Genomic DNA, 14,105 nt, shown 5'->3' with positions numbered 1-14,105 from the left:
TTTCGTGTCCGCCTCAAGGGACAATCGATCAGCGCCACAGCTGATAGCTGGAGGGTGGTTACTACTTTTTGACACTTCGCCGACAGTATGCAGGCTCTGGCTCCTCATGCCAGCCTTTCTGGTCTGTCAGCTTCTTGAGTCCGCTGCATGAATCTTGAAGAAAAAGAGCCATATTCCGACACGTCTGCTTTCGTGCGCTTCAATCCTTTCCTGAAAATTGCCCGCAGTTCAGACGCGATCCTTCTGGCTCAGTTCGAGAATCTGCGCACGCAGATCCCGCTCATGTACGTACTGATGGTGATCAATGTGGGGTTCCTGGGCCTTGCCACCTATGGCGACGTTCCCGACACTCACAGCGTCGGGGGGGCCTCTGCGCTCTGCCTTCTCATCGTAATTCGTGCGGTGATCTGGCGATCCCGTTCAAAGTTCGTGAACGACACCGCGAAGATCAGACGGTATCTCTATGGCACACTGGCCGCATCTGTGTTGCTCAGCGCTGCCTTCGGCGGCTGGGGGTACCTGCTTTTCAGCGAAGCGGACCCGGCTCGCAGCACGGCCATCGCGCTGTTCGTCTTCGTCGGAGCGATCAGCTGCTGCTATTGCCTTCAGGCCCTGCCCTTCGCCGGATGGTGCGTTCTTATTTTCGGCGCAAGTCCCGTCACTCTGCGACTTTTGCTCTCCCCGGACTGGTACTCGGTCGAAGCCGGGTTGACGTTCCTGGTGGCCGCCGGTGTCATTCTGCGGTCTTTGTTCACCAGCAACAAGGCCTTCGAGGATCTCCTCTATTCGCGGATGGAGATGAGCGGTCTCGTCAAGGCTCTGGAGCAGAGTCAGGAACACTATCGCTGCTCCGTGGAACTAGATCCCCAGATCCCCTGGATCAGCGACCCCGAGGGTTCAGTGACGGAGCTGAGCCCGCGTTGGGAGGATACGACGGGGCTCAGCCGCGACAGCAGTCTGGGCTGGGGATGGGCGAAGGCTGCACACCCTGACGACCTTCCCCGTGTTCTGGCGATGTGGACTCTTGCTCTGGAGACGGACGGCCACGAGGCGGACATCCGTTACCGTCTGCGCCTGCACGATGGCAGCTTTCGCTGGTTCCGCGCACGCGCGTACCCCCGGCGGAACGCAAACGGCAACATTCTCGCATGGTACGGGAATCTTGAAGACATCCACGATCAGGTCATGGCGGAACAGGCGCTGCAGGAGAGCGAGGAACGCTATCGTCTCGCCTCCCTGGCTTCCAACGATATCATCTGGGACTTCTCGTCAGACCACAACCGCATCCAGTGGAGCAGCGCCGCAGCCACCATACTCGGCTATCCCGAGACGATGGAGGGCACAACGCGCGACTGGTGGATGGGGCGCATCCACCCGGCGGACCGGCCGGAGGTCTTACAGCGCTTCAAGGACGTCATTGCCCGCGGTCAGACGCAATGGGTGCAGGAATTCCGCGCCCGTACGGCCACGGGTGACTACCTGAACATGGTGTCGCACGGGTACATACTGCGAGATGAAAATGGCACGCCCAAACGCATCATCGGTTCGCTCCAGGACGTCACCAGACAAAGGGAGTACGAGGCAAGGTTGCAGTGGGCCGCACACCATGATGCGCTCACCGGGCTGCCGAACCGCACGCTGTTCAACGAGCATCTGGAAGCAGTTTTCCGAGAGGGCCGTTCGACCGGCAGCTGCACCCTGTTGATGGTCCTCGATGTCGACCGCTTCAAGGCCGTCAACGATGATCTTGGCCATGATGCCGGTGATGCGCTGCTCCAGGAAGTGGCCGGCCGGCTTCGGAGCGCCGTCCCTGCAAGTGCCAGCGTTGCGCGCCTTGGCGGCGACGAGTTCGCCGTCATCTGGCGCGATCTGGACGAGGAAAAGCTTGCGGCGGACACGGCAGCCGCCCTCCTCGCCAGCATTTCCGGCGCAGCCGAATTCGACGGTCACCAGATCGACGTGATCCTCAGCGCCGGCGTGGCTGTTGCCTTCTCGGATGGACAGAGCGCGGAGGAACTTCACAAGTGCGCCGATCTTGCGTTGTATGCGGCCAAGCGCGATGGCGCCGGGCAGGCCTGCCGCTTCCGTGACGAACTCCGACAGTTGGCTGCGCGTGAAACCGGGATGCTGTGGGATGCACGAACGGCTCTGCAGTCGAACCGTATCGTGCCTTTCTACCAGCCGAAGGTGTGCTTGCGGACGGGGGAGTGCGTCGGTTTCGAGGCGCTCCTTCGCTGGCACCACCAAGAAGGCCTGCGCCTGCCGTCCGAGATCAACGCAGCGCTGGAGGATTACGGTCTCTCGGTGCAGCTTACCAATAGGATGCTTGACTGTGTAATCAGCGACCTGGCATTCTGGCTGGACAGCGGAGTCGACGTCCGCCGGATAGCCATCAACGGCGCGGCGGGAGATTTCCGGCGCGGTGATTTCGCCGACCGCATCCTGCAACGTCTGGAGTCGGCCGGTCTGCCCGCAACGGTCCTGCAGCTGGAGGTGACGGAATCGGTGCTGGTGAGCCAGCATGTGAAGAACGTCGACAACACCCTGCGAACGCTCGCGCGGGCGGGTGTGACCATCGCGCTGGATGATTTCGGAACCGGCTACGCTTCGCTCACTCACCTTAAGCAGTTCCCCGTCCACACCCTCAAGATAGATCGCTCGTTCATCCGGCGACTGGACGCGGAGCGATCTGAGGATGATGTGATCGTCTCCGCCGTGCTGGACCTGGCGCGCAACCTGGGCATCAGCACGGTTGCGGAAGGCATAGAGACCCCGGCTCAGGCCGCTTACCTCGCCAGGAAAGGGTGTGATGTGGGCCAGGGTTACCTGTTCGGTCGCCCAATGCCTGCGGCACAGGTCGGGGAGATGATCGAGGTCTGGAACGCTGCCGCTGCCCGGTCGCTGATCGGATCAGCGGCAGCCTGAGGTTCCGCAGGGCTGACACCGACGCGCGGTCGCCGTTGCTCGCAGGTCGTCGCGATCATGCCGCTTGCACTCTGCGCGCCATAACCCGTTTCAGCTTTCGATGCTGATGGAAGAGCAGGAGAGACAGCGGAAAGATACTTGGCCGTCCGGGTCGATCAGAGCGTTGCCCGAACAGCACAGTGGCTCATGATCGCACACAGCATGTTGCCAATAATTCGCAATAGCGCTAGCGGCGCTCATATTGAGATCTCGTCGCAAAAGGGGTGTTTATGATTTCCGCTCGTTCGATCGCGCTTTGCGGCGCTGCAGTGTTCGCTGTGATGGCGGCTACCGCCCACGCGCAGGAACCGGCTGCCGATACGCCTGACGCGATGGCGAACGGAGATGAAATCATCGTGACCGGCGCCATTTCCGGCACGAAGACCGAGACCCCCCTGATCCAGGTTCCTCAGCCGATTACGGTCATCACCTCGGAACAGTACCTCTCGCAGGGCGCGATCAACATCAGTGATACCGTGAAGTACGCCGCCGGCGTGCTCGCCAACGCCTATGGCCGCGACACCCGCGTCGACGGCTTCCGCGTACGCGGCATCAACGCGCTGCAGTTCCGCGACGGCATGCGCGATATCTTCTCCTATTACGCCAGCATCACGTCCGACCCCTACAATTTCGAGCGCGTCGAGATCGTGCGTGGTCCTGCTTCGGTGCTGTTCGGCCAGGGTTCGATCGGCGGTCTCGTCAATCTCGTGTCAAAGACGCCGGACTTCCGCACCGGCGGCGAATTCAATCTCGTCTACGGCAGCTACGACCGCAAGGAGGCCATGGGGGACGTCAACGTCGCGCTGACTGACACTCTGGCGGTGCGGGCGGTGGGCCGCGCGCGCGACGCCGACACTTACGTCGATCACGTTCCCGACGCTCGCGTGATGTTCGCGCCGTCGCTCCGCTGGCAGCCGACCCCTGACACGAACATCGTGCTGACCGGGCTCTATCAGGAGGACGATACCGGTTCGACCTCGCAGTTCCTGCCGATCGTGGGGACGTTCCTCCCCAATCCGGCCAATCCGGACGCCCGGCTCGATCCCTACACCTTCGTCGGCAAGGCCGGCTGGGATCGCTATGCGGGCCGCTCCCTGCAAGGCGGCGGTGCCATCACGCATGACTTCTCGGATAACGTCCGTGTAAGCCTCAAGGCCCGCTACATCGACAGCGACCTTGAATACAGGACGCACTACGCCGACAGCTACTCAAACCCGACCAATCCCTTCGGACCTGACGGCCGCACCATCCCGCTTATCGCCGAAGCAAGCGACGCGCGGATGAACGTCTTTTCGACCGACAACAACGTGCAGTTCAAGTTCAACACCGGCGCCAACATCGAGCACACCCTGCTCGCCGGCATCGACTACAGCTGGAACAAGGTAGGCAAGCGGTACGGCTCCGGGGTAGACACGGTCGACCTCTACGACATCGACTACGATGCGCTGCCGACCTATGAGCCGACCGGTCCGTTCATCAGCGAGAGCCAGAAGCAGCTGGGATTCTATGTGCAGGACCAGATCCGCGCCTTCGATCGCGTCTCTGTCGTCCTGGGCGCGCGCCGTGACCGCGTGACATCCTCGTCCGGCGCCAAGGACAACGCCACCACGTTTCGCGCAGGCATCATCGGTGAACTGGGCGCAGGCTTCGCGCCGTTCTTCAGCTACACCGAAAGCTTCCTGCCACAGGCCGGCTCGATCCAGAACACCGACGGCAGCATAGGCGATCCTTACAGACCGCTCACCGGCACCCAGTACGAAGCCGGCGTCAAGTGGCAGCCGCAACCGGAGACGCTCGTCACCGTCACCGCGTTCAAGATCAAGGAACAGAACCGCGTGCTCTATCGGGCCGGCAACGCGACCACCCAATCCGGCGTGCTGAACACCAAGGGCATCGAGGTCGAGGCAAGCCACACGCTGCCGGGTAACTTCCAGCTGCTGCTCAACTACGGCTACAACAAGCTGAAGTCGGAAACCGACACCAACCTCGACTACATGCCGCGCCATGTCGCCTCGGCGTGGACGACGAAGACCTTCGCCGTGCCGGGCGACGCTCAACTGCGCCTTGGCGCGGGTGTCACCTACAACGGCAAGAGCCGGTCGACCAGTGCGATCTGGTCCATCGTCACGCCTTCGCGCACGAACGTCGATGCCCTGGCCGAGGTGACCTGGGAGAACTGGCGCTTCTCGGTCAACGCGACGAACTTGCTCAATGAGATCCAGTATGCGTCCTGCCTGGCGCGCGGCGACTGCTTCGTGGCGGCTCCGCGCAACGTGATGGGTTCGATCGGCTACCGCTTCTGATCCTTCCCGGTGCGCTGCTGCTCCCCCTCGGCAGCGCACCGGGAGCAACGCAGGGGCGCTTACTGTCGATCATCCACGGCGAACGGGGTTGAGGGCGGCCCTGACATGGCACTGGTTGCCTGAGCAAGCAGGCCACGTGCCGGTCGTGAGACGTACGACCAGACAGCGCCTACGATCGCCGCATCAGACGTCTGCCCTCGTCGAGCAGGGTGTTGAGGGTCGCCCGACCTCGCGGGGTAGCGGCGACTGTCACCCAGAAGACCAGGTGGCCGATGGCGAGAAGCAGGACGACGTTCGTCCAACTGGCCGCCAGGTAACGGGCAGAAAGCCACACCGTTCCTGACGTCACTATCGCCCCCAGCGCATAGGGGATGAGTGCGCGCAGCAATGCGTTGAAGGTGATCGGCCCCCTCCGCGTGGCCGCGTACCATAGCAGCGGACCCTGTACGCACCCCGTCGCGATGTAGGCGTTCGCTACACCCTGTATGCCCCATGGAAGTCCCACGACGAAGGAAGCAACAAAGGCAAGCGAACTCAGAAGGCCGTAGTTTCTCATCTCGCGCGTGCGGTTCTGAGTCGTGAACAGCCATCCGGTGCTATTGCTGACCGGCGCGAAGAGTGCTCCTATCGCCAAGACCTGGAAAATCGGGGCTACAGCATACCACTTCGCTCCAAGGACAGTGTAGATCACCAGTTGACTCGCCACCCCCGTCACCAGGATGCTCGGGTAGGTGAGAAGTATGACTGTCTCCAGAAGCATCAGATAGGACCTGCGATACTTCTCCCTGTCCTGGTCAAGTCTTGAAAGAAGGGGCGTGGCGACCTTCGCGATGGGGCCGGTGATCTGGCTGAGAGGCAACAGCAGCAGCTTGTAGGCACGATCATAGATGCCCAGTTGGACCTCGCCGAGAGTTCGGCCGATGAGGACGTTGTCCAGGTTGCGGGCGAAGTAGTTGAAGATGTTGAAGCCGGTCACGTTGCCGCCGAAGCCGAGGATTTCCCGCGCTTCTGGCGCCTTGCCGGGCCGTGACGGCACCCAGCGCGCCAGCGACCATGCCAGCACGAGCGCGCTGATGGTAAGCGTCGCCTGACTGATCACGAGCGACCAGTAGGAAAAGCCGAGCAGTGCCGCTGAAATGCCGGCAATGGAGCTCAAGGTATAGGACCCCAGATCGACCGCCACCAGCGAACCGAATGCGAGGCGCCGGTTAAGCAAGGCCACGTGCTGATTGTAGAAGCCCGTCAACATCAGGATGGCGCCGAGCGCAACGAGTACGGATTGAACGCGTGGTTCACCGTAGAAGATCGACGCCAGCGGAGCGCCCAGCATGACGATGACGCCCGAGGTGACGCTGACCAGCGCGCTCGTCCAGAAAATGAGACTTAGCTGGGCCTGGCTGATTTCCGGCCGCTGCACCGTGGCTTGGCTGAGGCCAAGATCCGCAAACAGCGCCACAAAGGCTATTAGTGGGGCGGCCATTGCCAGTAGGCCGAATTCGGACGGCCCAAGAAGGCGGGCCATGACAATGGATACGACGAACTGCAGCCCGAAGCGGAAGGCCTGGGCGGTCATGTTTATGGCGATGCCCTGTGCCGACTTGCGACGGATCGACGCGTGATTGCCTGGCGCGCGGCCGGCATCGAGTGCGGAAGGGTTAGCGCCCAATGTACTTGACGATCTTTTTCTTCAGCCAGCCCTGACCGGCGGAAGTCCGAAGCGATTTCCTCGCGACCCTGAGTTTGGACGGCAGGCTGTCGGCCTTTCCGAGAAGCTCATTCAGTTCATGCACTCTAAGGGCATCCGCACGGCGCCTGAACGCGCTCGACACCCCCGGATCGGCGACGAAGGAGGGATGGCGAGACAAGGTCTGTGTTTCGCCAATCATGCGACCATAGTCCACCAGGGTTCGACTGAGGCCGGAATCCCGCGTCGTGTAGATGTAGCTCAGAACATCACGCGCCAGCACATAGCGTGCGCCTTTCACGAGCGCCTCGACCACGAAGTGGAAATCCTCGCCATGGCGAATGTCGGTACGGTACTTCAGGCCATGTTCCTTTAGAAACGGAATCCGGAACAGCGGCTTCAGCAGGCCATAGTCCGGTTCCCTGTTGTGCGGTCGTGCGCCGTCGACGAATTCCCGCAGCCCAAGGACGGTTACCGGGGCATCTTCCTTGAACACGGCGCGCGACATCTCCTGACGGGCGTGCGAGAAGAAGCGCACCGATCCGGCCACGATGTCAGCGTCTCGGGACCGCGCAATCCGCACGAGGCGCTCCAGCGCACCGGGTGCCAGCGCATCGTCTGCGTCAAGAATGGCTCCCCATTCGCTTGCGGCCTGCTCAAACGCGAGATTTCGGGCGCCTGACGGGCCAAGGTTCTTCTTGCTGTCGATGACGCGCAGGCGCGGGTCCTGCCGTGAAAGCCCCTGCAGCACCGCGAGCGTATCGTCGGTCGAGCAGTCATTGACCGCGACGATTTCCAGAGCCACGCCCGGCTGATCCAGCGCGGAGCGGATGGAGCGTTCCACAAAACCCGCACAGTTGTACGCGGGCAGGATTACGGACACCTCAGGCATGATAGCGCTCATCCTTTCAGTCCTCACTCAGGGCGGGGAGCAGGAGTTGATCGGATCGACAGGGCAGAGGACAGATCAGAGGCACTGGCCACCGCTCGCTTCTGCCCGCTTGGAGAGAACCGGCGCGTGCCAGAGCAACGCCGTCAGCCCCAGCGCCGCCGTGCGAAGCCGCTGGTTCACGGGATCGGCGATCGCGGCCCAGCACCGTGATGCCACCCGCACCAGCCTGTTCGAGGACGCCCGTGCTGTCGGCCGCATCAGGATATCGTACAGGGCCGTCAGCACGATGACTGTAAGAAAGAACACTCCGCTCAGCGCCAGCCGGCCCGGGATGTCGAAACCGTAGTCCCACGTGACGCAGATGAGGAAGGCGTTGCCCGCTGAGAAGGCGAACAGGCTGCGACGGCCCGGTATGGTGGCGCGTTGAGTCCAGATCCCGTCGTGCCTGACAAGGCGGCACAGCGCAATGATGCTTGTCGCACCGCACGCACCGGCGAAAAAGTAGAAGGGATGGTTCGCATTCCTGAGCACCATCCCCGCAGCGCTCTGTGCCGTCACCCTCTCCGGCCCCATCAGTGCCGTGGCAAGCGCTCCGAATCCCAGCGCCGCGGCAAGCACGACAAATCGTCCGGTGGCAGCCCTTCTCGCCACGATTTCACCGGAACGCTCTTCGTTCAGAATGCGCCCGATCAGCATTCCCAAGGCGACGAAGAACAGGCTGTGCAGCACGGAAGGACCGGTGACGGCGTCCCCAATGCCCAGGATCAGGTCTGCCATCCGCGCCGGAGCGTAATGAGCGAACTCTGGGTCCGGCGCCGGAAGAAGCACAAAAAGGGGGTGCGCCAGCAGGAGGAGGGTCGTCGTGGCGAGAAGCGGATAAAGGCCCCAACGCTGCCGCACGACAAGTAGAAGCGGCGCCATGAAGAACAATATCGCGTAATACCGCAATATGTCCGTCAAAGGTATCTTGCCCAGAAGGAGAGCGCCGAACAGTGCACTCTTGACGCTCGTCTTTCCCAGCAAAAGCAACGGCAGCAAAGTCAGGGTGTACAGAAGCCAGCAAAGCAGCCCCCGTTCGAAAAGCCGGGCGGTGACCGCCTGCATCCCGTCGCGAACGGCGCGTCTTCTGTAGACGATTTCAAGCAGAGCACCGAACAGGATAATGAACATGGGGGTCGCAAGCCTCACCGCGAACGTCACGTGCGGCTTGCCTTCGAAGAAATCGCGCCAGACGTTTGTTGCGATAAAGGAGTGATTCAGCATGGCCAGAACGATCGCCACGGTTCGTGCGATATCCAGTCCCGGGATCTTGCCACCTGGTGGCATCACAGAAGACTCCCTATCCGGTTCCGGCCGGACATTATCCAAGAGCGAGCGACAAGAGGCCTTCTAAAAAGAGTAATGCGGCGCTTCTTTTTTGCCTTCGTTCAGAGCTTTACAACAGGCTGCCCGGGAGATCCGGACGCGAAAGGCGGCTTGAGCTCATTTCGCTGCCACAGAGATTGAAAGCTGGCGCACATGGCTGCTAGCCTCCGCTGGTTGGTGCCAGCGATGCCCTTTTGGTCGACTGTTGCGGCAGAGGGCGTACCGGGCAATCCATGGGAAAATTGCAAACCGCCGCTCAGCGAGCGTTCTACCGAATGACCGTTTCTATCGTAGCCGGGGCGCTTACCCCGCGCTAGACGACGAACCCCAACTCGCGGACATCGGACCCCATGCGCTTCATCCACACCGCCGACTGGCAGCTCGGCAAACCCTTCGGCCGCTTCGATGCGGAGACCCGCGCCGCGCTCACCGAAGCCCGGTTCGACGTTATCGACACTCTTGGCAGGGCGGCGGTGGAGCATGGCGCTGGCCATATCCTGGTCGCGGGTGACGTGTTCGACACCGAAGGGCCGGATGAGCGCACGGTGGTCCAGGCGGTCACCCGAATGGAGCGCCATGCCTGCCGCTGGTGGCTTTTGCCCGGCAACCACGATTTCGCACGAAACGGCGGCATCTGGGACCGCGTGCAAAGGCGCGCCGCCGCGAATGTCACCGTCCTGACCGCCCCCGCCGCCCACGAGATCGCAGACGGTGTATGGCTGCTGCCCGCGCCGCTGCTTCACCGCCATACGCTCGACGACCCGACCGAGGTGTTTGCGCGGATGGAAACACCCGGCGCGCGGCTTCGCATCGGGCTGGCTCACGGCTCGATCCGCGGCTTTGGCACGCAGGGCGAGACGAAGAACATGATTGCGCCTGACCGCGCGCGGCTCTCGAACCTCGATTATCTGGCGCTCGGCGACTGGCACGGCACACTGCAGGTCGATGCGCGCACCTGGTACTGCGGCACCCCCGAGACCGACCGGTTTCAGCCTGGCCGGGACGAGCCGGGACAGGCACTGCTGGTCGATTTCATGTCCGACACGGCCACCGTCAAGCCGATCCCCACCGGGCGCTTCCGTTGGTTGTCGCGTGACTGGCCCGTCGCGGACGCGATCGGCTTCACGGCGCTCGTCGACGACCTGCTGGCGTCGTGCGAGCCTGCCGCCACGCTTCTGCGCCTGACGCTTTCAGGTGTCGTCCCGCTGACGGACCGCGTGGCAATGCTGGCCCGCATTGAGGACGACCTGACCCACCGCCTGCGCCATCTCGATGTACGCGACGCCGACGTGGTGGCCAGGCCCACCGAGGAAGACCTCACCGCGTTGTCCAGCGAAGGCATGATCGGCCGGGCCGGTGCGCTGCTGCGGGCCAGGATCGCCGACGACGGCCCCGATGCGCCCCGCGCCCGCCGCGCGCTGGAGCGCCTCTTCGTAGAAGCGCTTCGTGAACGCGGAGAGGCCGCATGAGCCTGCTGATCCGCCGCATCGCGCTGGAAAACTTCCGAAAGTTCCGCGCGCCCCACGAAGTCGCCGGACTGACCGGCGGCCTCAACATCGTCATCGAACCGAATGAGACGGGCAAGTCCACGCTTCTCGAAGCGGTGCGGGCGGCGCTATTCCTCAAGCACGGCTCGACAACGCGGCTGATCCGCTCGTTCCAGCCTATCGGCGACAATGTCGGCCCGCAGGTGGCGCTTGATTTTGATGTCGCGGGCGCGCGCTGGTCGCTAACCAAGCGGTTCATCAAGTCGGCCTCGGTCGACTTGTCCGGCCCCACCGGCCGACAGCAGGGCGAGGCGGCCGAGCAGGCGCTGCAGGCCCTCCTCGGCTTCGAGGCGGGGCAACAGGGCACAGGGTTCGACAAGGCGCTGCACGGCGCGCTGGGCCTGCTGTGGGTGGCCCAGACGGATGGGCTTTGCGTCGAGGCTCCGGGCTCCTCCTTGCGCGATCTGATCGGCGCAACCCTGGAAAGCGAGGCCGGCGCCCTGGTCGGCGGTGCCGCATTCGAACGCATCCGCGCGCGCATTGACACCCAGTACGCCGCCTACTTCACCGGCAGGAGCGGCGCGCCGACACAGCGCCTGCTCGCCGCGCAGAAGCGGGTCGCCGCAGCCGCCGAGACGCTCGCCGAGGCCGAGCGGCGCGAGGGGCTGCTGGAAGCTGCCTTCGCCGATCTCGATGCCGCCCGCCGCCAGCTTTCCACATTGCGCCGAGAGTTGGAGAACGACCCGGACGCTGCTGAGCGCGCAGGTCTGCTGGCAAGGCTGGAAACCGCGCGCGGTGCCGCGCTGCAGCTTGCCACTCGCAAGGCCGAGGCGGCAGCGGCGGCAGCACGGCGCGACGGACTGGAGGATCTCGCTGCCCGTCACACCGCCGCGCTGGAACGGCAGGCGCGCGCGCAGGACCGGCAGCAGGCCGCCCGCGCCGAACTCGCAGACCTCTCCGCAGGTGTGGAGGCGGCCCGCGCCCGCGCCGACACGGCACGCGGAGCGCTCGCGACTGCGCTTTCCGCGCGTGAGGCGGCGCGCACCGCTCTGGCACAGGCGCGCGCGCAGGACACCGCCGAGCGTCGCCGTGCGCAGATCGCCGCCGCACATGAGCGGCTTGCCCATGTGGCCGCTCTGGAGGCCGAACGCGCGCCCCTCGATGCAACGGTGCGCCAGGCGGTCCCGGCGCAGGTTCTCGAAGACCTTACCGCGGCCGAGCGCGAAGTCGTGCGCCACCGCACTCTTCTCGAAGCCGACGGCACCCGCGTCGAACTGGTCGGCGCAGGAGGCGTCACGAAGGACGGAGCGCCGCTGGAAGCCGGCGAGTGGACGTTAACGCGCGAGACGAGGATAGGTCTCCCCGGCGGCGGCGAACTGGTGCTGCGCCCGTCGGAGGCGCTGGTCGGCGCACAGGCCGCGCTCGACGCCGCGCAGGCTCGCTGCGCCGCGCTGCTCGCGCAGTGGCAGGTGAGCGGTCTGGCCGAGGCACGGGCGCGCAACGACGCCGCGCGCGAAGCAAGCCGCGCTCTGGAGACGCTGACCGCGCGCGTGCTTGCCGCCGCACCGGCGGACCGGGACCTCGACCTTGCCGCCGGGCCCGGGCCGCTGCGCGCCTTTGTCGCCGCTCATCCCCTCGCTGCCGCACGCGCCGAGGCTCACGCGCCTTCGCCTGCCCGCTCCCTGGTTGAACTGGAGGCCGAACAGGACCACACCGAGGCCGCCTTTGCCCGGGCCGAAGCGCAGGCGCGCCAAGCGGAGGACGACGCGCGCGAGGCCGAGAAGGCGCAGACACCGCTCGCCATCGAGGAGCGCACCGCCGCTGCCGACCTCGCCCGCGTGGCGGAGGAACTGGCCCTTCTCACCGCACACGCCGACTTCACCGACCTCCCCGAGACGTTGCCGGCCGCGCGCGAGGCTGCTGCCACCGCATCGCTCGCCTTGCAACAGGCCCAAGCCAACGCCCGTGCTTTCGACGAAACCGCCCTCACCCGCCGCCTTGACACCCTCGCCGCGCGCCGACGGGCCGCGGAAGAGAGCCGCGCAGACCTGACCACCCGCATCGCCCGCCTCGAGGCGCAAGTGGAGAGCGACGGCGGCAAGGGCCTCGCCGAACACGCTGCCGCCGCGCGCGAGGAGGACGAAGCCGCTCGCTCCGCACTCGTGCGCATCACCGAGGAGGCCGAAACGCTCAAGCTGCTGCGCGAGACGCTGGCCGAGGCGCAGGCGGAAACCGCGCGTTCGATCACCGGGCCGGTGGCCACCCGCGCCGCCCGCCACGTCGGGCGCATCCTGCCGGGCGCGGAGCCCGCCTTCGCCGACGACCTGGGCCTCACCGCCATCCGTCGCGCGGGGGTGGAAGAGGCGTGCGAGCAGCTGTCGAAGGGAACGCAGGAACAGCTCGCGCTCCTCACCCGGCTCTCGTTCGCCGATATGCTGCTCGAAGAAGGCCGCCCCGTTTCGCTGATCCTTGACGATCCGCTGGTCTATTCCGACGACGTGCGCCTCGACGCGATGACCGACCTGATCCTCGAAGCGTCGGAACGCATGCAGGTAATCCTCCTGACCTGCCGCGAGCGGGCTTTCCGGCACGTCGAAGGGAACCGGCTGCGGATGTAACGAGGAGCGAGCACGCACTACCTTGGGAGGTCGACGACGACGTTCTCGATAGCGGGGCAAGCTGGAAACGCGCAAGAACCGGTATTTTTGCGGCGAAGTGAGCGGGTTTGATGAGGCTGAGGCTGCCGGAACACGAAAGAGGCAGCTTTCAGATGGATTTCCGCGACAGCCGGCGCCGAGTTTGCCGGTTTGCAGGCAGAGTCAGCCCGTGCATTCCCGGCGTTCGTGGAAGATCAGCCTGTTGAAGTTGTAGGCCAGGTTGCAGACTTCATTGCCTGGCGTTCCCCTTCGGTATTCCGCTGCTTTGAAGCGGGCACCAGCGAGGCATCCACAATCTGCCCCGACATCGGAATGTAGCCCTTCTTCTGAAGTTGCCAATCAAAGACCTTCATCACCCGTGAGTGTTCCTGTCTCATTCAGGCGATTACCAAAATGCCGGATCGTGTTCTCGTCCGGTGTCCGGGCCCCAAGCGGCAGCCCCAGAAATCGCAGCCAACTCAGCCGATCATGGATCATGAACTCCATCCGAGCGTCAGACAGATTATGCTGCGCCTGCATACCCCCAAATGCAAACGTTATCTTGGCATCCAGTGGGTTTCGGTGGGATGCGATGAAGCCCCGACTTCGGGCCGTAAACCGCAGAAAATAAATAAAAAACCGCCTCGGAAGTCCCGGGACGGCCTGACGTTCTGTTGTTTGGTTGCGGGGGCAGGATTTGAACCTGCGACCTTCAGGTTATGAGCCTGACGAGCTACCGGGCTGCTCCACCCCGCGTCACCGATTGTGTGCGTT

General features: G+C 64.1%; 9 protein-coding genes and 1 tRNA gene. 4 read left to right on the top strand and 6 right to left on the bottom strand.

Annotated elements, in window-relative coordinates; all coding sequences use genetic code 11:
* Positions 1-192: 192 nt before the first annotated feature.
* Together QOL62_RS16760 and QOL62_RS16755 are read left to right on the top strand one after the other, a co-directional pair.
* Positions 193-2,925: a putative bifunctional diguanylate cyclase/phosphodiesterase gene (locus QOL62_RS16760; RefSeq protein ID WP_283407030.1), complete on the top strand. Its 2,733-nt coding sequence runs from the start codon at positions 193-195 to the stop codon at positions 2,923-2,925.
* A 269-nt stretch (positions 2,926-3,194) separates the two neighbouring features.
* A complete protein-coding gene (locus QOL62_RS16755; RefSeq protein WP_283407029.1) occupies positions 3,195-5,267 on the top strand; it encodes a TonB-dependent siderophore receptor in 2,073 nt (690 codons plus the stop codon).
* A 169-nt stretch (positions 5,268-5,436) separates the two neighbouring features.
* On the opposite strand, the gene QOL62_RS16750 is transcribed toward QOL62_RS16755, so the two are convergent.
* The 3 genes from QOL62_RS16750 to opgC all read right to left on the bottom strand — a co-directional run bounded on the left by QOL62_RS16750 (position 5,437) and on the right by opgC (position 9,169).
* On the bottom strand, positions 5,437-6,933 hold the full coding sequence (locus QOL62_RS16750; protein WP_283407028.1) for a lipopolysaccharide biosynthesis protein: 1,497 nt from the start codon (positions 6,931-6,933) through the stop codon (positions 5,437-5,439).
* A complete protein-coding gene (locus tag QOL62_RS16745) occupies positions 6,923-7,843 on the bottom strand; it encodes a glycosyltransferase family 2 protein (protein WP_283407027.1) in 921 nt (306 codons plus the stop codon). Before QOL62_RS16745 ends, QOL62_RS16750 begins: the two co-directional genes overlap by 11 nt.
* Positions 7,844-7,918: 75 nt before the next feature.
* Positions 7,919-9,169, bottom strand: a complete 1,251-nt coding sequence (gene opgC / locus QOL62_RS16740) for an OpgC domain-containing protein (protein WP_283407074.1) — start codon at positions 9,167-9,169, stop codon at positions 7,919-7,921.
* Positions 9,170-9,558: 389 nt separating this feature from the next.
* Between opgC and QOL62_RS16735 the strand changes: the two genes are divergently transcribed.
* Complete coding sequence (locus QOL62_RS16735) at positions 9,559-10,677, top strand: metallophosphoesterase family protein (protein WP_283407026.1); 1,119 nt, start codon at positions 9,559-9,561, stop codon at positions 10,675-10,677.
* A complete protein-coding gene (locus QOL62_RS16730; protein ID WP_283407025.1) occupies positions 10,674-13,313 on the top strand; it encodes an AAA family ATPase in 2,640 nt (879 codons plus the stop codon). The genes QOL62_RS16735 and QOL62_RS16730 overlap by 4 nt, the downstream gene beginning before the upstream one ends.
* Before the next feature lie 233 nt (positions 13,314-13,546).
* Here QOL62_RS16730 and QOL62_RS16725 read toward each other — a convergent pair whose 3' ends face one another.
* From QOL62_RS16725 to QOL62_RS16720, 3 genes are all read right to left on the bottom strand, one after another.
* Entirely contained in the window at positions 13,547-13,705 is a 159-nt protein-coding gene (locus tag QOL62_RS16725; RefSeq protein ID WP_283407024.1) for a hypothetical protein, read from the bottom strand.
* The gene (locus tag QOL62_RS19940) at positions 13,692-13,904 is read right to left on the bottom strand and encodes a transposase (protein WP_379503111.1); all 213 of its coding nucleotides are present in this window, start codon (positions 13,902-13,904) and stop codon (positions 13,692-13,694) included. The genes QOL62_RS16725 and QOL62_RS19940 overlap by 14 nt, the downstream gene beginning before the upstream one ends.
* A 106-nt stretch (positions 13,905-14,010) precedes the next feature.
* Positions 14,011-14,087: transfer RNA gene (locus QOL62_RS16720), tRNA-Met, on the bottom strand.
* Between the last annotated feature and the right edge of the window lie 18 nt (positions 14,088-14,105).

The sequence above is a fragment of the Novosphingobium panipatense genome (genome assembly GCF_900182875.1).
Classification (GTDB): domain Bacteria; phylum Pseudomonadota; class Alphaproteobacteria; order Sphingomonadales; family Sphingomonadaceae; genus Novosphingobium; species Novosphingobium panipatense.
Note: the sequence above shows the minus strand (reverse complement) of the source record. Positions and strands in the feature narration are given on the sequence as shown.

Excerpts from the sequence above, each read along its gene's own strand:
- QOL62_RS16755 (WP_283407029.1), top strand. The coding sequence starts at position 3,195 with ATGATTTCCGCTCGTTCGATCGCGCTTTGCGGCGCTGCAGTGTTCGCT.
- QOL62_RS16725 (WP_283407024.1), bottom strand. The coding sequence starts at position 13,705 with ATGAAGGTCTTTGATTGGCAACTTCAGAAGAAGGGCTACATTCCGATG.
- opgC (WP_283407074.1), bottom strand. The coding sequence starts at position 9,169 with ATGCCACCAGGTGGCAAGATCCCGGGACTGGATATCGCACGAACCGTG.
- QOL62_RS16735 (WP_283407026.1), top strand. The coding sequence starts at position 9,559 with ATGCGCTTCATCCACACCGCCGACTGGCAGCTCGGCAAACCCTTCGGC.
- QOL62_RS16745 (WP_283407027.1), bottom strand. The coding sequence starts at position 7,843 with ATGCCTGAGGTGTCCGTAATCCTGCCCGCGTACAACTGTGCGGGTTTT.
- QOL62_RS16730 (WP_283407025.1), top strand. The coding sequence starts at position 10,674 with ATGAGCCTGCTGATCCGCCGCATCGCGCTGGAAAACTTCCGAAAGTTC.